The sequence below is a fragment of the Streptomyces sp. NPDC001714 genome (assembly GCF_042892755.1).
Taxonomy (GTDB): domain Bacteria; phylum Actinomycetota; class Actinomycetes; order Streptomycetales; family Streptomycetaceae; genus Streptomyces.
On the sequence record NZ_JBIAUL010000003.1, the window covers coordinates 142,145 to 163,501 of the forward strand.

17 protein-coding genes and 2 pseudogenes are annotated in these 21,357 nt (G+C 73.6%); 10 read left to right on the forward strand and 9 right to left on the reverse strand.

The genetic code is table 11. The features are described 5' to 3' along the window. Positions 1-272: 272 nt before the first annotated feature. From ACFY0P_RS09435 to ACFY0P_RS09445, 3 genes are all read right to left on the reverse strand, one after another. Positions 273-1,490: an NAD(P)/FAD-dependent oxidoreductase gene (locus ACFY0P_RS09435; protein WP_388909095.1), complete on the reverse strand. Its 1,218-nt coding sequence runs from the start codon at positions 1,488-1,490 to the stop codon at positions 273-275. A 112-nt stretch (positions 1,491-1,602) separates the two neighbouring features. Next, a complete protein-coding gene (locus ACFY0P_RS09440; protein WP_388909097.1) occupies positions 1,603-2,547 on the reverse strand; it encodes an RNA polymerase sigma-70 factor in 945 nt (314 codons plus the stop codon). Positions 2,548-2,557: 10 nt separating this feature from the next. Beyond that, positions 2,558-3,631, reverse strand: coding sequence for a hypothetical protein (locus tag ACFY0P_RS09445; RefSeq protein WP_388909099.1), 1,074 nt, complete (start codon positions 3,629-3,631; stop codon positions 2,558-2,560). A 337-nt stretch (positions 3,632-3,968) separates the two neighbouring features. On the opposite strand from ACFY0P_RS09445, the pseudogene ACFY0P_RS09450 reads away from it, so the two are divergent. After that, positions 3,969-6,014 (forward strand): annotated as a pseudogene (locus ACFY0P_RS09450) (SpoIIE family protein phosphatase). A gap of 47 nt (positions 6,015-6,061) precedes the next feature. Beyond that, positions 6,062-6,493, forward strand: a complete 432-nt coding sequence (locus ACFY0P_RS09455) for an HIT family protein (RefSeq protein ID WP_388909101.1) — start codon at positions 6,062-6,064, stop codon at positions 6,491-6,493. A 263-nt stretch (positions 6,494-6,756) separates the two neighbouring features. Here ACFY0P_RS09455 and ACFY0P_RS09460 read toward each other — a convergent pair whose 3' ends face one another. After that, positions 6,757-8,145 carry a pyridoxal phosphate-dependent decarboxylase family protein gene (locus tag ACFY0P_RS09460; RefSeq protein WP_388909103.1) on the reverse strand — a complete coding sequence of 463 codons (1,389 nt, stop codon included), beginning with the start codon at positions 8,143-8,145 and terminating at the stop codon, positions 6,757-6,759. A 178-nt stretch (positions 8,146-8,323) separates the two neighbouring features. Here ACFY0P_RS09460 and ACFY0P_RS09465 point away from each other — a divergent pair, with 178 nt between their 5' ends. Beyond that, positions 8,324-8,824 carry a MarR family winged helix-turn-helix transcriptional regulator gene (locus ACFY0P_RS09465; RefSeq protein WP_388909105.1) on the forward strand — a complete coding sequence of 167 codons (501 nt, stop codon included), beginning with the start codon at positions 8,324-8,326 and terminating at the stop codon, positions 8,822-8,824. A gap of 96 nt (positions 8,825-8,920) precedes the next feature. Continuing rightward, positions 8,921-11,320, forward strand: coding sequence for a SpoIIE family protein phosphatase (locus ACFY0P_RS09470; protein ID WP_388909107.1), 2,400 nt, complete (start codon positions 8,921-8,923; stop codon positions 11,318-11,320). Positions 11,321-11,333: 13 nt separating this feature from the next. On the opposite strand, the gene ACFY0P_RS09475 is transcribed toward ACFY0P_RS09470, so the two are convergent. Next, positions 11,334-11,732, reverse strand: coding sequence for a hypothetical protein (locus ACFY0P_RS09475; protein WP_388909109.1), 399 nt, complete (start codon positions 11,730-11,732; stop codon positions 11,334-11,336). A 243-nt stretch (positions 11,733-11,975) separates the two neighbouring features. On the opposite strand from ACFY0P_RS09475, the gene pip reads away from it, so the two are divergent. Then, a complete protein-coding gene (gene pip / locus ACFY0P_RS09480; protein ID WP_388909111.1) occupies positions 11,976-12,938 on the forward strand; it encodes a prolyl aminopeptidase in 963 nt (320 codons plus the stop codon). A 37-nt stretch (positions 12,939-12,975) separates the two neighbouring features. Here pip and ACFY0P_RS09485 read toward each other — a convergent pair whose 3' ends face one another. Beyond that, a complete protein-coding gene (locus ACFY0P_RS09485) occupies positions 12,976-13,995 on the reverse strand; it encodes an aldo/keto reductase (RefSeq protein ID WP_388909113.1) in 1,020 nt (339 codons plus the stop codon). A gap of 156 nt (positions 13,996-14,151) precedes the next feature. Between ACFY0P_RS09485 and ACFY0P_RS09490 the strand changes: the two genes are divergently transcribed. Continuing rightward, on the forward strand, positions 14,152-14,730 hold the full coding sequence (locus tag ACFY0P_RS09490) for a TetR/AcrR family transcriptional regulator (protein WP_388909115.1): 579 nt from the start codon (positions 14,152-14,154) through the stop codon (positions 14,728-14,730). Positions 14,731-14,859: 129 nt separating this feature from the next. On the opposite strand, the gene ACFY0P_RS09495 is transcribed toward ACFY0P_RS09490, so the two are convergent. Continuing rightward, entirely contained in the window at positions 14,860-16,041 is a 1,182-nt protein-coding gene (locus ACFY0P_RS09495) for an FAD-dependent oxidoreductase (RefSeq protein ID WP_388909117.1), read from the reverse strand. Positions 16,042-16,185: 144 nt separating this feature from the next. Here ACFY0P_RS09495 and ACFY0P_RS09500 point away from each other — a divergent pair, with 144 nt between their 5' ends. The 3 genes from ACFY0P_RS09500 (at position 16,186) to ACFY0P_RS09510 (ending at position 18,870) form a co-directional block, all read left to right on the forward strand. Beyond that, entirely contained in the window at positions 16,186-16,974 is a 789-nt protein-coding gene (locus ACFY0P_RS09500; RefSeq protein WP_388909119.1) for a TetR/AcrR family transcriptional regulator, read from the forward strand. A gap of 29 nt (positions 16,975-17,003) precedes the next feature. Then, positions 17,004-17,879, forward strand: a complete 876-nt coding sequence (locus ACFY0P_RS09505) for a PhzF family phenazine biosynthesis protein (protein ID WP_388909121.1) — start codon at positions 17,004-17,006, stop codon at positions 17,877-17,879. 382 nt (positions 17,880-18,261) lie between these two features. After that, entirely contained in the window at positions 18,262-18,870 is a 609-nt protein-coding gene (locus ACFY0P_RS09510) for a TOPRIM nucleotidyl transferase/hydrolase domain-containing protein (protein ID WP_388910079.1), read from the forward strand. 27 nt (positions 18,871-18,897) lie between these two features. Here the strand turns inward: ACFY0P_RS09510 and ACFY0P_RS09515 are convergent, their stop codons facing one another. Further along, positions 18,898-19,758 carry an LLM class F420-dependent oxidoreductase gene (locus ACFY0P_RS09515; RefSeq protein ID WP_388909123.1) on the reverse strand — a complete coding sequence of 287 codons (861 nt, stop codon included), beginning with the start codon at positions 19,756-19,758 and terminating at the stop codon, positions 18,898-18,900. A gap of 70 nt (positions 19,759-19,828) precedes the next feature. Between ACFY0P_RS09515 and ACFY0P_RS09520 the strand changes: the two are divergent. Next, positions 19,829-20,020, forward strand: a pseudogene (locus ACFY0P_RS09520) (right-handed parallel beta-helix repeat-containing protein); the annotation flags it as partial. Between the two features lie 138 nt (positions 20,021-20,158). Here ACFY0P_RS09520 and ACFY0P_RS09525 read toward each other — a convergent pair. Then, complete coding sequence (locus ACFY0P_RS09525; protein WP_388909125.1) at positions 20,159-21,229, reverse strand: chitinase; 1,071 nt, start codon at positions 21,227-21,229, stop codon at positions 20,159-20,161. Between the last annotated feature and the right edge of the window lie 128 nt (positions 21,230-21,357).

A 21,357-nucleotide genomic window follows, 5' to 3' on the forward strand; every position in this document is an offset into this window, starting at 1 on the left:
CAATGATCTTTGCGGGATCATTGCGTACTGGAGGACTAACCCGAGCTAGGCGTCGTCCTCCGTCCGCAAGAGCGGGGTCAACCTCGTCCGACTGGCTTGCGGCGGCCGATTGCCGGGCTGACCAGCACCGCTGTGAGCGGCTGCTCCACGTACGCCCGCTGTTCCGGCAAGGTGGGTCCCTCCCACTCCGCGCGCAGGTCCACCGCGGTGCAGTCGGCAGGGCCGAAGGGCTGACGGGAGGCCCTGCCGACGGGACCGGTGGCGGGGTGCGGTCAGGCGGGTGTCGTGGTCGGGAGGGGGCTGTCCGTCCGGGCCGGATCCGGTACGACGCGGCGGCGTCGGGACGGGAGGCCGAGCATCGGGTGGGCCACCGCCCAGGCCGCGCCCTTGCAGATCAGTTCCTTGTAGAGGGCGGCGGTCCGGCCTGTCAGGGCCGCCCGTACGGCGCGGTCGTCGGCCGTGACGTACTGGATCAGGCCCTGCCCGCGGCCCAGCGAGACGCACTGGTTGAAGTAGCGAAGCGGGGTGTTCGGGAGCTTCCCGCCGGTCAGGCGGGCCGCGATGGCGTCGGCGGCCTGCCAGGCCATCGGGAGGCCCGAGGCGCAGGACATGCGGAGCGGGTTGCCGGCCGGGCCCGTCGCCTGGGCCGCGTCGCCGATGGCGTACACGTCCGGGTGCGAGACCGAGCGCATGGTCCGGTCGACGACGATCCGGCCGGCGTCGGTGACCTCCAGGGCGGTGGCCCGGGAGAGCGGGTGGACGGCGAAGCCGGTGGTCCACAGGGTGACGGCGGCCGGGACGACCGCGCCCTCGGCCGTGGTCACGTGGTCGGGTGCCACGGCGGTGACGGCGGTGTGCTCGTACACGGTGACGCCGAGCCCGTCGACGACCTTCCGCAGGTGCCGGCGCCCCTTCGGCGAGAGCCAGTCGCCGAGGGCGCCGCGGGCGGCGAGGGCGACGTCGAGGTCCGGGCGGGCCTCGGCGATCTCGGTGACGGCCTCCAGACCGGTGAGTCCGCCGCCGACCACGAGCACCTGCCGTCCGGCCGGCAGGGCGGCGAGGCGCTCGCGCAGCCGGAGCGCTCCGGGGCGGCTCGCGATCTGGTCGGCGTGCTCGGCGACGCCGGGGACGCCCTGGTCGTTCCAGGCGCTGCCGAGGGCGTACACGAGGGTGTCGTACTCCAGTTCCTCCGGCTCCGGTACGCCGTCCTCGGCGGTGGGGACCGTCGTGACCGTCTTCCGGTCGACGTCCACCGCGGTGACCCTCGCGAGCTTCAGCCGCACGCCGGTCCCCGCGAACATCTCGGCGAAGGGCCGGGGCCGCAGCTCCTGGCCGGTCGCGAGCTGATGCATGCGGACGCGCTCGACGAAGTCGGGTTCGGCGTTGACGAGGGTGATGGCGACGTCTTCGGGGCGCAGCCGCCGGGCGAGGCGGCCGGCGGCGACGGCTCCGGCGTATCCGGCGCCGAGGACGACGATGCGGTGCTGCATGTCCGTGCTCCTGTCATCCAGTTCTTGTGCGGGTCGCCCTCTGAACCGGGCGGCCCGCCGTTTCCTGACAGGAGTGCGGTGTGAAGCGGCTCACATCGACGGCGGCGGCGCGTCAGAAGAGACGGAGCAGGGGTTCGCCGTGGTCGGTCGCCGCCCACCGGCTGGTCGCGCGCTCCAGCTTGTCGGGGTTGACCTGGTTGCGGAGCGCGGCGATGCCCTCGGTGGTGATCTCCAGGCACATCACGCCGAAGACCCGGCCGTCGACGACCGCCACCAGCGCGGGGCCGCCGTTGGCGGTCGTGGCGTGCAGTTCGATGGAGCCGCCGGCCAGGGCGCGTTGGGCTGTGCCCGGTTTGAACAGGCCCCGCATGAACGTCGCGACCGCGAGGGCGCCCTCGAACGCCTTGGCCCGCGCCGGGACCTTCCCGCCGCCGTCGCCGACCGCGACGACGTCCTGGGTGAGCAGCCGGACGAGCGGCTCGGTCCGGCCGCTGGTCGCGGCCGCGAGGAACTCCTCGATGATCCGCCGGGCGGCGGCCTCGTCGACCTCGGTGCGGGTCCGGCCGTCCGCGACGTGCTTCCTGGCCCGGTGCAGGATCTGCTGGCTGGCGGCCTCGGTGAGGTCGAGGAGCGCGGCGATCTCCCGGTGCGGGTAGTCGAAGGCCTCCCGCAGCACGTACACCGCGCGTTCGGCCGGGGTGAGGCGCTCCAGCAGGACGAGGACCGCGTACGACACCGACTCCCGCCGTTCCGCGGTGTCGGCGGGGCCGAGCATCGGGTCGCCGGCGAGCAGCGGCTCGGGGAGCCACTGGCCCACGTAGGTCTCGCGCCGGGCGCGGGCCGAGGTGAGCTGGTTGAGGCAGAGGTTGGTGAGCACCTTCGTCAGCCAGGCCTCGGGGACCTCGATGCGGGCGGTGTCGGCGGCCTGCCAGCGCAGATACGTCTCCTGCACGGCGTCCTCGGCCTCGCTCGCGGAACCGAGGAGACGGTAGGCGATGGCCGCCAGGCGCGGCCGGGCCGTCTCGAACCGGTCGACGTCGGTCATCGTCGGGGCCATGGGCCGGATCCTAGTCCGGGCGGTCGGCGAGGGCTCGACCGCGGTGCCGGTAGTAGGTGACTGTGTCCGTCGTCGAGTAGTTGCCGTGGTCGGCGTCGAGGACCGAGACCACCGCGATGTCGCCGTTCGTCGTGTCGCGCAGGCAGAAGGTGCGGCCGGGCGGGGCGTCACGGAAGGAGAGGCGGTCCTCGGCGGGGTGGTGGACGGCCTTGGCGGCGCACTGCGCGGCGGTCGGTGCCGCCCTGCCGGCCACGACGTACGCGTCGGTGAGCGGCTGGATCTCGAAGGCGCCGTATCCGTCGCCGCCGCCGGCGTCGGTGCTGACGCTCCACTCGGTCTCCGTGGGGCTGGACCTGCCTGCGCGCAGGTCGAAGTAGTAGTGGTAGTCCTTCAGGAACATCCTCCGGTGGGCGTACACCCGCGTGTAGCCCGCCGAGGCCGAGGACGCCGTGTCGGCGTGGCCCTGGTCCGGGGCCACGGCCTCGTAGACGATCCCGCTCGCCGTGGCCGTGACGGCCGCGGCCACAACGGCGGTGGTGACACGGTCCCGGGCCCGTGTCCGTGCCCGTGCCCGACGGGCGGGACCGGACGGCTCCGGCGTACGGCCGGAAGGGTTCTCCGGCGTACGGCCGGGAGGATTCTCCGGCGTACGGCCGGGAGGATTCTCCGGCGTACGGCCGCGAGGATGCCCGTCCGGGCTGCCGGACGGGCTGCCGGACCGCCTGTCGGACGGGCCGGCCGACGGGCCACCCAGGCCACCCGACGGGTCCCCGGGCGGTGGGGGGCCGGGCGCCGGGGGGCCGGAAGGGTCTGCCCCGGGGTCCCCGTCCGGGCTTCCGGGCGGGTCCGTGGACGGGGGAGGGCCGGAGGGGTCTCCCGCCGGGTCCCCGGCCAGGGCGCCTGACGGCTCCGCGGACGGGACGGCCTGGTCGGCCCAGGGTGACACCGCCTTGTCCACCGCCCCGGACGCCGCGACGGCGAAGGCGATGGCGATCGCCCACCGGTCGGCGGAGTCGTGGGCCGTCCACAACCCGGTCAGCGCGTACGACATGGCCAGCGCCGTGCCGAACGTCGTCAACGTCACGAGGAGTAAAACCGCTCTCCGGCGCCCTGCGCTCACGTCCGCTCCCCCTGCCACTCGCGGCCCACCCAGCTTGGCATGGAACCGACATGCCGGGGAGAGGCGCTACCGGGGATCGCCCGCGCTGGCCGGACAGTGGCCCGAGCCGCTGTTGCCGCGCAAAAGTATGCGCATATTGTCGCGAATGAGTGGTATACGCCGCGTAGCGGGCCCGGCAGAGGCTCCGTTGCGGCGTCCGCCGCCCACCGCACACGACCGGAGGACGAACGTCATGCGGCTCCGTGCCCGGCCCACGGGTGACCTCTCGGTCGACGACGCCCTGGGTGTGGCGCTGGCCGACATGGTGCGCAGGACGGGGGCGGCGATCGGCGGCGTGTATCTCCTCGAGGAGCCGGCCGCGCTGCTGCGCCTGGTGGCGCTGTGCGGACTGCCCGTCGACTTCACCGCGCCCTGGCAGCGGCTGCCGCTGACCGCCCCCGTCCCGGTGGCCGACGCGATCAAGGAGGACCACCTGGTCTGGGTCGGCTCCCAGGACGAGATGGCGCGCCGCTATCCGCGGGCGGCGACCGTCCTGCCGTACCCCTTCGCGCTCGCCGCGGCCCCGCTGCGCGGGGTGCGCCGCTGGGGCGGGGTCGTGCTGATGTGGCCCGCCGACCACCCGCCCGGGGCCACCACCCGCGAACGGCACCACATCACCGCGAGCGCCCGCAGGCTGGCCCGGCTTCTGGACGACTCGCCGGTGCCGCCCGCCCTCCCGGACCGGCCGCGCGTCGTACCCGTGGACTCCCTGCGCCATCCCGCCCAGACCGCGCTGGCCGCCGTCGACTACCTCGACCGGATCCCGGAGGGCGCGCTCGCCCTGGACCTGGAGGGCAGGATCACCTTCATGTCCGCCCCGGCCGCCCGGCTGCTCGGCCGGGACGCCGACCGGCTGCTGGGCACGCGGCCCTGGCAGTCCCTGCCGTGGCTGGACGACCTCAGGTACGAGGAGCGGTACCGGCTGGCGGTCGTCAGCCGGGCGCCGGTGTCCTTCAGCGCGCTCCGCCCGCCGGACCAGTGGCTGACCTTCCACCTCCACCCGGACGCCAGCGGCATCAGCGTGCGCATCACCGCGGGCGAGGAGGAGACGGCGCCCGTGGCGAGCGGGCGCGCGGAGCCTGCTCCGAGCACACCCGGACGCCTCTACCAGCTGGTCCACCTGGCGGCCGCCCTCACCGAGACGGTGACCACCCGGGACCTGGTCGCGCTGATCGCGGACCAGATCCTGCCGGCGTTCGGCGCCCAGGGACTCGTGCTCAGCATCGCCGAGGCGGGCCGCCTGCAGATCGCCGGGCAGCACGGCTACCCCGCCGCAGCCGTCGAGCGCCTCGACGCCCTCCCCCTCGACACCGGCCTCACCCCGGCCGGCCAGGTCCTGGCCGGCGGAGTCCCCGCCTTCTTCGGCAGCCCGGCCGAGCTGGCCCACAGCTACCCCCGGGCCCCCCGGATCAGCGGGAAACAGGCGTGGGCCTTCCTGCCCCTGATCATCTCGGGACGCCCCGTCGGCTGCTGCATCCTCTCCTACGAACGCCCTCACGTCTTCACCGCCGATGAACGCGCCGTCCTCACCCCGCTGTCCGGTCTGCTCGCCCAGGCCCTGGACCGGGCCCGCCTCTACGACACCCAGCACCACCTCGTGCACCAGCTCCAGCAGGCGCTCCTGCCGCGCAGCCTCCCCGCCCTGCCCGGCCTCGACGTCGCCGCCCGCTACCTGCCGGCCGGGCACGGCGTCGACGTCGGCGGCGACTTCTACGACCTGCTGCGCCTGGACGACACCTGCGCGGCCGCCGTCATCGGCGACGTGGAGGGCCACAGCATGGCGGCGGCCGCCCTGATGGGCCAGGTCCGTACCGCCATCCACGCGCACGCCACCGCCGGCGCCGCCCCGGACCAGGTCATCGCCCGCACCAACCGGCTGCTCGCCGACCTGACCCCCGACCTCCTGGTGACCTGCCTCTACGTCCACCTCGACCTGGCCCGCCAGGAGCTGACCCTGGCCGGCGCCGGCCACGTGCCGCCGCTGCTGCGTCCGGCGGCCGGCCGGGCCCACCCCCTCTGCCTCGACCCCGGGCCGCCGCTGGGCGTCGACGCCTGCGCCCGCTACCCCGTCACCCGCGGCGCGCTCCCGGCGGGCGCGGTCCTCGCCCTCTAGACCGACGGCCTCGTCGAACGCCCCGGCACCGACGTCGGACACGCCACCGCCGACCTCGCCGAGTACCTCGCGCACGCCGACGCCGACGACCTGGAGCGCCTCATCGACGGCCTCGTCCAGCAGGCCTGGCCGGCCGGCGGCCACACCGACGACCTCGCCGTGCTCCTGCTGCGGACCGGGCCCCCGCACGCGTGAACCGGGATCCGCTGACGGCCGCTCGGGACGCGGGGGATACTCGCCGCATGCCGACGCTCTTTTCCCGGATCCTCGCCGGAGAACTGCCCGCCCGGTTCGTCTGGCAGGACGCCGAGGTCGCCGCGTTCCTCAGCATCGCCCCGCTGACCCCGGGGCACACCCTGGTGGTGCCCCGGCGGGAGGTGGACCAGTGGACCGACACGGACGGCGAACTGCTCGCCCGCTGCGTCGGCGTGGCCCAGGCGATCGGCCGCGGGGTGCGGCGCGCCTGGGACGCGCCCCGGGCCGGTCTGGTCATCGCGGGCTTCGAGGTGCCGCATCTGCACATCCACGTCGCGCCCGCCTGGGGCATGGCCGAGCTCGACTTCTCCCGGGCCAAGCCGGAGACGGACGAGGCCGCCCTCGACGACGCCGCGGCGCGGCTGCGCACGGCGCTGCGCGAACTCGGGTTCACCGAGCAGGTGGCAGCCGGCGGCTGACCGGCCCCGTCAGCGGGGGTGGGCCGTGAAGACGTCGTGCAGCACGTCCCTGTAGGCGCCGTGGCCGCCGGGGCCGGCCCAGGCCGTGGCGGACTCGGCGGGCCGTGCCCTCGCCCCGTTCGTCGTAGGTGACGAGGAGCTGGAAGGGCACGCCGGAGGTGGCGACGGCGCGTGCAAGGGGAAGGCCGGTCGGCGCCGTCGGCATGACAGAAAACCGCGTACCGGAGAGCCGCGGCCGGACTAGCGGGCGGACTGCAGCCGGACTAGCGGGCGGACTCCTGCCGCCCTACCGGGTGCTCGACCAGCCGCTCCACCCGCTCGTGCAGGTCCTCGACGTGGTCCTCCGACTCCGGCTTCATCAGGACGCTGCGCAGGATCCGGGCGCCGTCCGCGTCCGTCGTGACCTTGGGGTGGCGGGCGGCGAAGGCGGCGCGGTCGGCCTTGAGGGTGCTGAGGAAGACCGGCTCGGGGGCGGCCATCCCGTCGGCCAGGACGCGGGCGGAGGCGGCGTCGATCGCGGTGAGGGCGGCCGGGTCGGTGGCCGGGAAGTAGGTGACGATGTCCAGCTGGGGGTGCTGGTAGAGCTCCAGGACGTCCGACGCCTCGATCAGGTCCGCCCAGCGCAGGGCGGCCCGGCGCCCGGCCGCCAGCACCTTGCCGAGGCCGTCGGGCGTGGGCGGCAGGAGCCGGAAGGTGAGCCACAGGGCGGCAGCGGCCGCACCGGCGCGGGAGCACTCCAGGCTGATCTCGCCCAGGTGGAGCTCGTCGGAGGTGAAGTAGGTGTACGGCGAGTCGTGCAGGTAGAAGCGGCCGACCTCGGGGTCGCGGAAGAGGACGGCTCCGCAGCCGTACGGCTGGAGTCCGTGCTTGTGCGGGTCGACGACGATCGAGTCGGCCCGTGCGAGGGCCCGCCAGGGCTCGGGCGGCAGCCCCTCGGGGCCGTCGGCGCCGGCGAGGAGCGTGAAGAAGCCGCCGTAGGCCGCGTCGACGTGGACGCGGACGCCGTGCCGCTCGGCGAGCGGCAGGATCTCGTGGACGGGGTCGACAGCGCCGAGCCCGGTGGTGCCGGTGGTGACGACGACGGTGCCGACGTCACCGGTCTCCAGTACGTCCGCCAGCGCGTCGAGGTCCATCCGCCCCCGGACGTCGGTGCGGACAGGGTGGCTCGTCATGTCCAGGACGTGGCACATGCGGCCGTGGGTGTAGTGGGCGTCGGCGCTGTGCGCGATGCCCCGGCCGGGGTGGAGTTCGCGGGCGACGAAGAGGGCTTCGAGGTTGGCGATGGTGCCGCTGGTGGTGAGGTGGCCGAGGTGTGCTTCGTACCCGAACATCGCGGCGAGCTGGGCGACCGCCTCGCGTTCCATCGCCGCGGTGGCCGGGCCGCCGTCCAGGGCGTGGTTGTTGGGGTTGATCAGCATCGCGGTGAGGTGGCCGACCACCGCGGCGGGGTGCGGGGGCTTGAGCATCTGGCCCGCGTAGTGCGGGTGGAAGAAGGGGTAGTTGTCCTTCAGCCGGTCCGTGAACTCCGCGAAGACCGGCGCGAAGCGGTCGTCGGCGACGTCCAGGGACGGGTGGGACCGGTAGGGGCCGAAGGTGTCGCCCCACTCCTGTATCGCTTCGGTGGCTCGGCCGAGCCAGTGCTGCAGATCCACGGATCTTCCTCTCGCTCTCGCTCGCGACACCCTCACCGTACGATTTAACTGACTAGTCAGCAATCCTCTAGTCAGTAATCAACTAATCAGTAATCAGCTAGTCAGCGGTGATCTGGTCAGCGATGATCTGGTCGCCGACTGAGGAAGCAGTAAGTGCGGTCACAGTAAGGTCGTCGCGATGAACTCCACGCCCCAGCACGACGCCGAGGCCGCCGCCCGTGCCGCCGACAGTCCGCTCGTCCGGGACTTCGGGCTGCTGATCACGTCCGCCACCCGCCTGGAGCAGCGCATCGACAGCGCGCTGCGCCGGGAGTGCGGGATCAGCCACACCATGCTGGAAGTGCTGATACTGCTCTGCCGGCGGTCCGGTGAGGAGGTCTCCCAGCGGCAGCTGGCGGACGGCCTCACGCTCACCAGCAGCGGCACCACCCGCCTGATCGACCGCATGGAGGAGGCCGGGCTGGTCCGGCGGGTGCCGTCCCCCGGGGACCGGCGGGTGGCCCTGGTGGAGCCGACCGCCGAGGGGCGCACGACGTTCCTGGGCGCGGTCGCCGTGCACGCCCGGGTCGTGGAGGAGTTCTTCGTCGGGCCGCTGACGGCCGACGACTACACACGGCTGACCGGCGCGCTGGCCGCGATCGACCGGGCCCTGCGCGAGGACCGCGAGGACCGCGGGTGACGGCTTCGCCTGGACACCGCGAGGCGCCGTCCGCCGGTTGAAGGGGGTACGGGGCGGCGGGATCCTGGGAGGGGTACCCCGACAGCCGGAGGCACCATGGAGGGTCGCGTACCGGAGGACCTGGCGGTCGTCGTCGACGCCGACGGGGTGGTCCTGGTGTGGAGTGCGGGTGCCCGGCTGCTGCTCGGGTACGAGCCCGCCGAGGTCGTCGGCCGTGACGCCCGCCGGCTGCTCGCCGCCGACCTGCCGGTGTCGGCACGCCGGCACCTCGCCGACGGGCAGCGGTGGTCCACCGAGGTGGCGCTGCTGCACCGCAACGGCGACCGGATCGTCGTACTCCTCCAGGGCACCCCGCTCGCGGACGCGGGCGACAGACCGCTCTGGCTGGTGACCGGTGCCCCGCAGACGACCGTGGCCGGACGCGACCAGCCCGGGGCGGCGACCCTGTGGGACCTCACGCTCGCCCAGCTGCCCACGCCGGTGGCGATCTACGACCGCGAGGCCCGGTTCGTCGCCGCCAACGACGCCATGTCCCGGATCATGGGCCTGCCCGCGGCGGAGATGCGGGGCCTGACCCTGTCGGAGATCGAGCCCAGCTTCCCCTTCGACGAGTACGACCGCCTCCAGCGGCAGGTCCTGCGCACCGGGCGGACGATCTTCCACGAGCAGCACGCCCAGGCGCCCGGCGAGACCCGGGAGCACTCCTGGTCGATGTACTTCTCCCCGCTGAGGGACGAGAACAGCACGGTCCAGGGCCTGTCCGCGGTCGTCTTCGACACCACGGAGCAGTACTGGGCCCGCCGCCACCTGGCCGTCCTCAACGACGCCGGCATGCGCATCGGCACCACCCTGGACGTGACCCGCACCGCCGAGGAACTGGCCGACGTGGCCGTGGCCGGGTTCGCGGACTTCGTCACCGTCGACCTGCTGGAGTCCGTCGCCCTCGGCGACGAACCGGAGCCGCTCAGTCCGGGCGAGCCGGTCGCCATGCGCCGCACGGCCCAGCGGTCGGTGCTGCCGGGCTGCCCGGAGTCGGTGGCCGACCCCGGCGACGCCCTCCGCTACCCGGTGAACACACCCCCCATGCAGACGCTGCTCGCCGGCCACGGCACCCGCCACCGGCCCGGCGACCCCGGCATGCAGGAGTGGCTCAGGACCTCCCAGGCCCGCGCCGACACCGTCGCCCGGCACCTGATCCACTCGGTGCTGATGGTCCCGCTGCGGGCCCGCGGCGTCACCCTCGGCCTCGTCCACTTCCTGCGGCACCGCACGCCCGAGTCGTTCACCGAGGACGACCAGCGGCTCGCGGAGGAGATCGTCGCCAGGGCCGCGGTGAGCGTGGACAACGCCCGCCGCTACACCCGCGAGCGCCGCACCGCCCTCGCCCTGCAGCGCAGCCTGCTGCCCGGCCGGCCGCCGGGCCTGGCGGCGACCGAGGTGGCCTACCGCTACCTGCCCACCGGGTCCGGCGCGGACGTCGGCGGCGACTGGTTCGACGTGATCCCGCTCTCCGGCGCCCGGGTCGCCCTGGTCGTCGGTGACGTCGTCGGCCACGGCATCCACGCCTCGGCCACGATGGGCCGCCTGCGCACGGCGGTCCGGACGCTGGCGGACGTCGACCTCGCCCCCGACGAACTCCTCACCCAGCTGGACGACCTCGTCATCCGGCTCGACCGCGAGGAGGGCCCGGAGGTGCCCGGCAGGGCGGAGACGGCGTCGTCCGGCGAGGTCGGCGCGACGTGCCTGTACGCCGTGTACGACCCGGTGACCCGCCGCTGCACCATGGCCCGCGCCGGCCATCCGCCGCCGGCCCTGGTCGCCCCCGGCGGCGACGTCCGCTTCCTCGACCTCCCGGCCGGTCCGCCGCTCGGCCTCGGCGGCCTGCCCTTCGAGTCCGCCGAGGTGGAACTCGCGGAGGGCAGCCTGCTCGCCCTCTACACCGACGGGCTGGTGGAGACCGCCGACCACGACATCGAGGTGGGCCTCGGCCTGCTGCGCCGGGCCCTGGCCGACCCCGCCGCGCCCCTGGAGGAGACCTGCGACGACGTCCTGCGCACGGTCCTGACCGACCGCCCGGCCGACGACATCGTCCTGCTCCTCGCCCGCACCTCCGCCCTGGACCCGGCAAAGGTCCGCACCTGGCGGCTCCCCCAGGACCCGGCCGCCGTCGCCGGGGCCCGCAAGATGGCCTGCGAACAGCTGGAGGCCTGGGGCCTGACGGACGCGGCCTTCGCCACCGAACTGATCGTCAGCGAACTGGTCACGAACGCGGTCCGCTACGGCGACGGCCCGATAGCCCTGCGCCTGATCCGCGACGCGGCCCTGATCTGCGAGGTCTCCGACGGCAGCAGCACCGCCCCGCACCTGCGCCGGGCCCGCGTCTACGACGAGGGCGGCCGGGGCCTGCTCCTGGTCGCCCAGATCTCGGAACGCTGGGGCAGCCGCCAGACCCCCACCGGCAAGACGATCTGGGCGGAACAGCCCCTCCCCGCGTGACCCACCGGGTGACCTACCGGGTGAGCGGCCCGTCCCGCCGCAGCGTGTCGGTCACGGCGGACACCACGGCGGAGGCGACGAAACCCCCCACCATGACCAGCGCCACCCCGACCATGAACAGCCCGCTTGCGTCGTCCGACCAGTCGACGTAGGCGGCGAGGGTCAGTCCCGCGGTCGTACCGAACACGGCGGCGGCACTGTGCCCCCGGGCCGCCGCGCAGCACACCGCCGCGAGCAGGGTCACCGCCAGTCCGGCGACCTGCCACGCCCCGTACGGCCCGCTGACCGAGCCGTCGGCCCGCACGTCGTATCCCTGGTCCCAGCCCAGCCAGGCGGCCCAGGCCGCCACCGTCACCCCGGCCACGACGAGCGCCGGCACCATCGCCCGGAGAACGGGCCTGTGAAGTCCCATGCCTCCAGCGTTCCGGCCGGGCCGGGCGCCGAACAGAGTACGGATACTCAGGTCGGCGCGGCGGCGACAGCGGTGGCGATGGGGCGGCTCAGCCCGTGACCTCGTTGAGCCTCGCGTCGTAGCCCGTCAGGTAGCCCGTCAGGGTGGGGTGGAAGACCGCGGCTGAATCGGGGCCATCGCGATGCTCTCCGTCAACTCGGGTATGGAATAGAGCTGTTCCCAGCAGCCCTGGAGGAGATCACCATGCCCGATGCGTTCCCGCCCATCGAGCCGTACGCCCACGGGCTTCTCGACGTGGGCGACGGCCAGCGGGTCTACTGGGAGACCAGCGGCAACCCCGAGGGGAAGGCCGCCCTGTCTGTGCACGGCGGACCGGGCAGTGGCGGGCGGCGGCACAGCCGCCGGCTGTTCGATCCCGGCGTGTACCGGATCGTCCTCTTCGACCAGCGCGGCTCCGGCGAGAGCCAGCCGCACGCCTCCGACCCGTCCGTCAGCCTCGCCCACAACACCACCGACCACCTGATCGCCGACATGGAGCGGCTGCGCGAGCACCTCGGCGTCGAACGCTGGCTCCTCCACGGCGGCTCCTGGGGCTCGACGCTGATCCTCGCCTACGCCGAACGTCACCCGGAGCGGGTCTCCGAGATCGTCATCGCCGGCGTCACCATGACCCGCCCCGAGGAGACCGACTGGCTCTACCGCGGCGTGGGCCGTCTGCTCCCCGGCCCCTGGGAGGCCTTCCGTGACCACCTCCCGCCCGCCGACCGCGAGGGCAGCCTGGTCGCCGCCTACAACAGGCTGCTGAACAGTCCGGACGCCGCGGTCCGGGTCGGCGCGGCCCGTGCCTGGGTGACCTGGGAGGACGCCGTCATCGCCCATGAGGCGCTGGGCAGTCCGGGCGCCTACAGCGACCGGCCCGACGACGCCCTGATGGCCTTCGTCCGCATCTGCGCGCACTACTTCGCCCACGACGCCTGGCTGGAGGACGGCCAACTGCTGCGGGACGCCCACCGGCTGGCCGGCATTCCGGGAGTGCTGATCCACGGACGGCTGGACATCGGCAGCCCGCTGACGACCGCGTGGGAGCTGGCGAAGGTCTGGCCGGACGCGGAGCTGAAGGTGATCGACGACGCGGGACACACCGGCAGTCCCGCGCTGCACGAGGCGGTCCGGACGGCGATCGCGCGGTTCGGTCAAGGCGGGTGACCGGGGCCGGGACCGGGGCGGCCTGCCACTGAGCTCGTCAGCGGCGGCGCAGGGCCGGGTCGAGCAGGGCGGGCGGGGTGTCGTACTTCTCGTGTGCGGCCAGGTCGGTGCCGGGGGCGACGATCTCGTCGATCGCGTCCAGGACGTCCGCGGAGAGCACGGTGTCGGCCGCGTCGAGCTGGGGGCGCAGGTGGTCCAGGGTGCGGGGGCCTATGAGGGCGCTGGTGACCGCGGGGTGCGCGGTCACGAAGCCGAGAGCGAGCTGGATCAGGGTCAGCCCGGCCCCGTCGGCGACCGCCGCCAGCCGCTCCACCGCGTCGAGCCGGGCCTGGTTGGCGGGCAGGGTGAGGTCGAAGCGGTCGGGAAGCAGCGTGGCGCGGCTGGTGGTGATGGCCCGGCCCCTGCGCACGGCCCCGGACAGCCAGCCGGAGGCGAGCGGGCTCCACACCAGCACGCCCATCCCGTACTCCGCGGTCACGGGCAGGACATGGGACTCGACGCCCCGCTGGAGGAGGGAGTAGCTGGGCTGTTCGGTGACGTACCGGCTCAGGTGGTGTTCGCGGGCGGCCCACTGGGCCTGCACGATCCGGTACGCCGGGTAGGTCGAGGAGCCGAAGTGGCGGAGCTTCCCGGCGCGTTGCAGATCGGTCAGCGCCGAGAGGGTCTCCTCGTCGCTCGTGGCCGGGTCCCAGCGGTGTATCTGGTAGAGGTCGACGTGGTCGACGCCGAGCCGCCGCAGGCTGTTCTCCAGCTCGGTGACCAGCCACCGCCGTGAACCGCCCTGGTGATTGCGCTCCTCCCCCATCGGCATGCCGGCCTTCGTGGCCAGCACGATGTCGTCACGGCGGCCGGCGATGGCCTTGCCGACCATCTCCTCCGACTCGCCCTGCCCGTACATGTCGGCGGTGTCGATCAGGTTGATCCCGGCGTCCAGGGCGGCATCGACGATCGCCGTCGCCTCCTCCTGGGTGGTCCGCCCGATCGCCCCGAAGTTCATCGCGCCGAGCCCGAGCGCGCTGACCTGCACACCGGTACGGCCCAAGATGCGGTACTGCATGGCTGATTCTCCTCACATGACACACGACACGCATGACTCACAGCACATAAGCGGGACGCTGTCCCGTTTCATGTCTTCGACGATACGGAACACTGTCCCGTTTGACAACGCCCCGATAGAGTGACGGCGGAGAGAGCACCCGATGAAGGACGCGCGATGAAGGACGAGGAGCAGACGGTCCGGCCCCGGCGGGCGGACGCCCGGCGCAACGAGCTGACGTTGCTCGAGGCGGCCGCGGCGGCGTTCGTCGCGTCCGGCGTAGAGGCGCCGGTGCGCGACATCGCGGCCCGGGCAGGGGTCGGCACCGCGACGATCTACCGGCACTTCCCGACCCGCGCGGACCTGATCATCGCGGTCTACCGGCACCAGGTGGACGCCTGCGCCGAGGCCGGCCCGGCCCTGCTGGCCACCGCCCCGACCCCCTACGACGCGCTGCGCGAGTGGATCGACCTCTTCGTGGACTTCCTGGCCACCAAGCACGGCCTCGCCGCCGCCCTGCACTCCGACCAGGCGGGCTTCGACGCCCTCCACGGCTACTTCCTGGACCGCCTCGTCCCCGTCTGCACCGGGCTCCTCGACGCGGCGACCGAGGCCGGCGAGATCCACGCGCACCTCACGGCCTACGAACTGATGCGCGGCGTCGGCAACCTCTGCATCGGCGCCGAGAACGACCCGCGCTACGACGCCCGCCGCCTGGTCGGCCTGCTCGTCACCGGGCTGCGCCGCACGACGTGACGCACCGGGCGCGACGGGCGGGCGCGAGGCCTGCGGCCACTGTGATCACCGCCCCGACCACGCTTCCTGCCACATGGATCGGCACGTAGAACCGATACGGGACGGCCGTGCCGTGCCGTGACGTGACGCTCACGCGCTCTGCCCGGCTCCGGCTCCGGCTCCGGTGAACATGGCGATCAGGCCGTGCGGGGAGTCGTCGCCGAACATGCGCTCGTGGAGGTCGGCCGCGTCGGCGGCCTCCGCGGCGCTGCGGCGGAACATGGCCTGCTCGTACGCGGTCAGCGCGGCCTCGGTGTCGTCGGGGTGGGCCGCGAGAGCCTTGCCGAGTTCGGCGCCGTCGTACATCGCCAGGTTGGCGCCCTCGCCGTTCGGGATCATGAGGTGGGCGGCGTCGCCGAGCAGGGTCACTCCCGGCATCCGGTCCCACCGGTGCTCGTCGGGCAGGGTGTACAGGGGACGCAGAACCGGCGCGGTGTCGGCGTCGGTGATCAGCGCGGTGAGCTCGGGGGCCCAGCCGTCGAACTCCGCAGCGATCCGCCCGGCGGCCGCGGCGGCCCCGGCCGGGTCGGCGGGACCGCCGGGACCGGCCGGCCCGGTGAAGCCGGCGTCGGCGAACCACTCACGGGACCTGCGCAGCGCCACGTAGGTGTGGAGGGTCCCGCCGGTCTCCCGGTGGGCCTGGATCCCCTTCCCCGGCGCGAGCGCGAACATCGCCCCGCCGCCGACCGCCTTCGCGGCGGCCGGGTGCCGGGTGTCGGCGTCGAACAGGTAGGTCTCGACGAACGCGGTGCCGGTGTACTGGGGTACGGCGCCGGACAGCAGCGGCCGTACCCGTGACCAGGCGCCGTCCGCGCCGACCAGCAGGTCCGTGGCGACGGCGGTGCCGTCGGCGAACGTCACCTCGTGGCGGCCCTCGCCCAGGGCGCGGACGGCGCTGACCTTGTGGTCCCAGCGGACGGTGCCGGCCGGAAGCGATGCGAGCAGGATCCGGCGCAGCTCGCCGCGCAGCACCTCGGGTCGGCCTCCGGTGCCGTCGTCGGCCTCTTCGAAGAGAACGGCGCCGTCGGCGGCGAGAGCCCGGGTCGCCTCGCGGCCCTCCAGGACGAGGGCGCGGAACTCCTCGTACAGGCCTGCCTCCCGGAGCGCCGGCTGGCCGTTGTGCTCGTGGATGTCGAGCATCCCGCCCTGTGCGCGTGCCGCCGGAGAGGCCTCCGCCTCGTAGACGGTGGCCGGGATGCCGTGGAGGTGCAGGACGCGGGCGAGCGTGAGGCCGCCGAGTCCGGCTCCGACGATCGTGACGGGCGTACGCATGGTGACTCCTCGGGGAGGGCGGGGCCGGCCTCTCGCGGCCGGCGGTCCGGAAGGCATGGAAGATCCGGAAGATCTGGAACGGCATTCCATACTGGAACGCCGTTCCATGGTGGAACGGCGCTCCAACCATGTCAAGATGGCGCCATGGCAACGCGGACACGCCGGTCACAGCGGCGCACAGACGCGCTCTCCCGCGAGCGCATCGTCGAGGCCGCCGTCGAGCTGCTCGACACGGCCGGCACGAGCGGGCTGACGTTCCGGGCACTGACCGAACGCCTCGCCACCGGGCCCGGGGCGATCTACTGGCACGTGGCGAACAAGGACGAGCTGCTCGCCGCCGCCACGGACGCGGTCGTCACCGCCGCCGTGGCCGTCGGGCCCGCCGCCGAGGCCCCGCGGTCACCGTCGGAGGGGTCCGGCGTCCCGGCCTCGCCGCAGGACGGGATCCGGGGTGTCGCGCTCGGCCTGTTCGACGCGATCGAGCGGCATCCGTGGCTCGCGACGCAGCTCGCCGCGCAGCTCTCCCGCAGTCCCTGGGGGACGGTGACGCCGCGGATCTTCGAGAGCATCGGTCAACAGGTCCGCGCCCTCGACGTGCCCGAGAGCAGCTGGTTCACGGTGACCTCGGCGCTGGTGCACTACGTCCTCGGCGCCGCGGGCCAGAACTCCGTGAACAGCGCGAGCGCCCGTGCCGTCGCGCCCGGCGTGGACCGCGCCCGCTTCCTCGACACCGTGTCGGCGGCGTGGGCGGAACTCGACCCCGACGAGTACCCGTTCACCCGGGCCGTCGCGGACCAGATGCGCGGGCACGACGACCGCGAGCAGTTCCTCGACGGCATCGATCTCGTCCTCGCCGGCATCACCGCCACGCACCCTCCGCAGGGCCACCACCCCCGGCAGGACCGCCCGGGCGATCTCCGCGGCCAGGAATAGCCGTCGGTCCGCCCCACGTTGCCGCGACCATGACGACGAACGCGCCCCGGCCCGAGATCCTGCGCTACACCGCCTTCTCCAGCTCGCCCGAGGGCGGCAACCCCGCCGGCGTCGTGCTGGACGCCACCGGTCTGGACGACGCCGGCATGCTCGCCATCGCCGCCGAACTCGGCTACTCGGAGTCCGCGTTCCTGACCGCGCCCCCGGAGGGCCTCGGCGGCCAGGACGGACGGGCCTACACCATCCGTTACTTCAGCCCGAAGGCCGAGGTGCCGTTCTGCGGGCACGCCACCATCGCGACCGCCGTCGCGCTCGCCGAGCGGACCGGCCCCGGGGAGCTGGTGTTCGCCACTCGCGCGGGCACCGTGCCGGTGGCGGTGACCGACGAGGGCGGGGCGGTCCGGGCCACGCTCACCAGCGTCGAGCCGCACACCGAGGAGATCACCGACGCCGACCTCGCGGAGGCGCTGGCCGCGCTCGACTGGCCGGCCGCCGATCTCGACCCGGCCTTCCCGCCCCGCATCGCGTTCGCCGGCGCCCGCCATCTCGTGCTCGCTGCGGCGACCCGCGCCCGCCTCGCGGACCTCGCGTACGACTTCGCCCGCCTCGAAGCGCTGATGCACCGGCTGGACCTGACCACCGTGCAGTTGGTGTGGCGCGAGTCGGCCACCGTCTTCCACGTCCGTGACCCGTTCCCCGTCGGCGGGGTCGTCGAGGACCCGGCGACCGGCGCCGCGGCCGCCGCGTTCGGCGCGTACGTCCGTGAGCTCGGCCTGGTCCCCGAGGACGCCGTCCTCACCCTCCACCAGGGCGAGGACCTGGGCCGCCCCGGCGAACTCACGGTGACCCTGCGCTCGGGGGACCCACGCGTCCACGTCGGCGGCACCGGCGCCCGTATCGTCTGAGCCCGCCGTCCCCGAGTTCGGCGGCGCCCCGGATATTCCGTAGCACCACCGCCGGACCCGGGCGGAGACTCGTCCCATGACGGACACGCCGGACGCGCCGGACGCGGCGAACACAGGATTCGCGGCGGACGCAGAGGACACCGCAAGCGCGGCGGACACGGGAGGGACGGCGGACACAGAAGACGCCGGAGACGCGGCGGACACGGGAGGGGCGGCGGACACAGAAGACGCCGGAGACGCGGCGGACACGGGAGGGACGGCGGACACAGAAGACGCCGGAGACGCGGCGGACACGGGAGGGACGGCGGACACAGAAGACGCCGGAGGCGCGGCGGAGGTGGCGGACACCTCGAACGCCGCAGCCACGGAACGTCCGCCGGACATGGCCGCCTTCCGGGAAGCCGTCCGCGCATGGTCCGGCGGCGGTCTCGAGGAGCCCGCGCGGGAACTCGCCGACCTGCTCGGCGTCCGGGTCGCCGTGCTGCTCGAAGGGCCCAGCGATCTCGCGGCCGTCGACGCGCTGGCCGCCCGGCGCGGCCGGGACCTGGCGGCCGAAGGGATCTGTGTGCTGTCGATGGGCGGGGCGATGAACGTCGGCCGCTTCGCCCGCCTCCTCGGACCGCCCGGCCTCGGCCTGCGCCTGGCAGGCCTCTGCGACGAACACGAACGCCCCTACTACATCCGCGGCCTGGAGCGGGCCGGCGCCGCACAGCACGGCGTCTTCGTCTGCGCGGCCGACCTGGAGGACGAGCTGGTCCGTGCCCTCGGCCCGCCCAGGGTCGCCGAACTGGCCCACGCCGAGGGCGACGACCGCGCCCTGCGCACCTTCCTGAACCAGCCCGCCCAGCGGGGCCGCACCGCACAGCAGCAGTTCCGCCGCTTCCTCGGCACCACATCGGGCCGCAAGATCCATTACGGCCGGGTCCTCGTCGAGGCCCTGGACCCGGACCGCATACCCGCACCGCTGGACGCCCTGCTCACCAGCCTCTGAACCGCAGCTCCCGACCCCCGCCGGGGCCTACTCGCCCGCCGCCCCCAGCCCCAACGCCTTCGCCAGCGCCCCGTAGGCCGGCAGCGGGTCGGTGCCGTCGGCGTGCAGCATCTGCACCGCCACGTGGTCGGCACCGGCCTCCAGATGGGCCCGGACGCCCGCCGCCACCCGGGCCGTGTCGCCGTGCACGATCAGCGCGTCGAAGAGACGGTCGCTGCCGCCGTCCGCGAAGTCGGTGTCGTCGAAGCCCAGGCGGCGCAGGTTGCCCACGTAGTTGGTCATGCCCAGGTAGAAGCCGAGCGTGGCGTCGCCGATCGCGCGGGCCTCGGCGGGGTCGGTCTCCAGGACCACCTTCTGTTCGGGAGCGAGGAGCGGTCCGGCGCCGAGGAGCTCGCGGGCCCGGCGGGTGTGCTCGGGGGTGACGAGGTAGGGGTGCGCGGCCGCCGTACGGTCGCCGGCCAGGCGCAGGACGCGGGGGCCGAGGGCCGCCAGCGCCCGGCGGGCGACCGGGACGCCGCCAGCGTCGAGGACGTCCAGGTAGTCGTTGAGGGCCTGGTACGGCCGTACGAACTCCTTCGTCGCCTCCGGGTGGCCGGCGCCGATGCCCAGCAGGAAGCGGTCCGCGTGGCGTTCGGCGATGCGCCGGTACGCGCGGGCGACCCGGTCGGCCGGGTTGGACCAGATGTTCACGATGCCGGTGGCGACGACCAGGGTCCCGGTGGCGTCGAGCAGCTGCTCGGCCACGGCCAGCTCCGGGTCGGTCACGTTGCCGAGCCACAGCGTGCCGTAGCCGAGGCGTTCCAGCTCGGCGGCCAGGCCGGGCTCCGTCCTGTCGTGGCGCCACACGCCGACGGCGCCGAGGTCGATCTTGCGAGGGATCTCGTCCATGACCTGGACAACCGAGGAGCCGAAACCCCTATTCCGATCACTGTCGAAATACCCCTCTCAGGGGGCCTTTTCGATGACCGTCTCGAACAACGTCGGCATCGACAACGCCGAGCGCAACTTCTCCTTCGCCAAGGGCACTTCGGTGTTCCGTACCGGCACCGACGGCTCCCGGTGCTCCTCCTACGCGGGCGCCCTCGGCTGGTCCTTCGCCTCGTCCGGCAAGCTGAACGTCACCTTCGGCGGGACGGTCGTCAACCCGTAGTGCCCCGTACGCGATTCGGCCGGGGCGTCCACAGGGTGTGGACGCCCGGGCCGACCGGGTCGTGCGGCGCGACCAGCCACGACCACGCCGCAGACGGATCACGGCACACGGCAGATCGCGGCGATTCCGGCGAAGCGCCTACCGGCGCGGGCCGCCGAAGCGGGCGAAGGTGTGGCTGAAGTACCAGGGGTCCTGGGCTATTCCGGAGCAGGCGTTGGCACCGCCGGTGCCGACGCAGCCGCCGTTGTCGCGCTGGAGGGCCCAGAAGGAGAGGGTGTCGACGCCCTGGGCGGCGGCCCAGCGTTCGACCGTCGCGGCGTTCTGGGTGGTGAAGGTCTCCGCCGGGCCGAAGTCGTCGATGCCGGGCATCTCGGTGACGCCGATCCTGCCCCACAGGCCCTTGGCGCTCTTGTGCGGGTACAGGGCGTGGAGTTGGGCGTGCAGGCCGTCGGCGGCGGTCTTGGTGTCGGCGGCCATGTCGTGGGCGGCGCCGTCGTAGTAGTCGAAGGTCATGATGTTGACGACGTCCACGCGCGCGTGGTTGGCGACGGCGTTCTGGAGGACGGCCAGGGCGTTGTCCTCCAGTCCCTTGGTGGTCGTCGGCAGGGTGTAGGAGAACTGGAGCGGACGGCCGGTGCGCTCGGCCCAGCGCTCGGCCTTGGCGACCGCCTTGTTGCGGCGGTCGATTCCGGCCGTGTTGGCGAGGGAGTCCGCCTCGATGTCGAGGTCGATACGGCTGATGCCGTACGTCGTGACGAGCTTCTCGTAGACGCCGGCGATGGCGTCCACGTCGGTGCAGCTGTCGGCGAGTTCGGTGCCGGTGGTGTCGGCGCTGTAGCCGCCGAAGGAGGGGATGGCGTTGCCGCCGCGGGCCTGGAGGGCGGCGATGTCGGTGCCGAAGGTCGCCGGGGCGATGGGCTGGGTGGCGTCGCCGTTCCAGTCGGCGGTGCAGGAGCCCGCGGCGGGTGTCTGGAGGAAGGCCAGGGTGAGGTACTTGTTGCCGGACTCGGCGGCGAGCGTGGCGGGGCTCTCTCCGGTCCAGGCCTCGAAGTAGGGGGCCGCGACGTGCGCGGGCATGGGCTTCGCGGAGTGCGGAGCGGAGTGCGCGGTGGCGTTCGGAGCTGCGTGCGCGGCGCCTGCCCCGAGGGCAACGAGCGCGGCGGACAGGGCGGTTGCGGGCAGGGCGTGCAGGGCACGAGTGCGTCTCATGGACGCCCATAGTTGGACTAGACCAATTGACTGTCAAGGTTCTTTACAATCAGCAGACCCTTTCGTTCGATGCGGTGTCAGGAGGCCGTCACCTCCGATCAGTTCCGGCCAAGAATTTTCATGCGAAG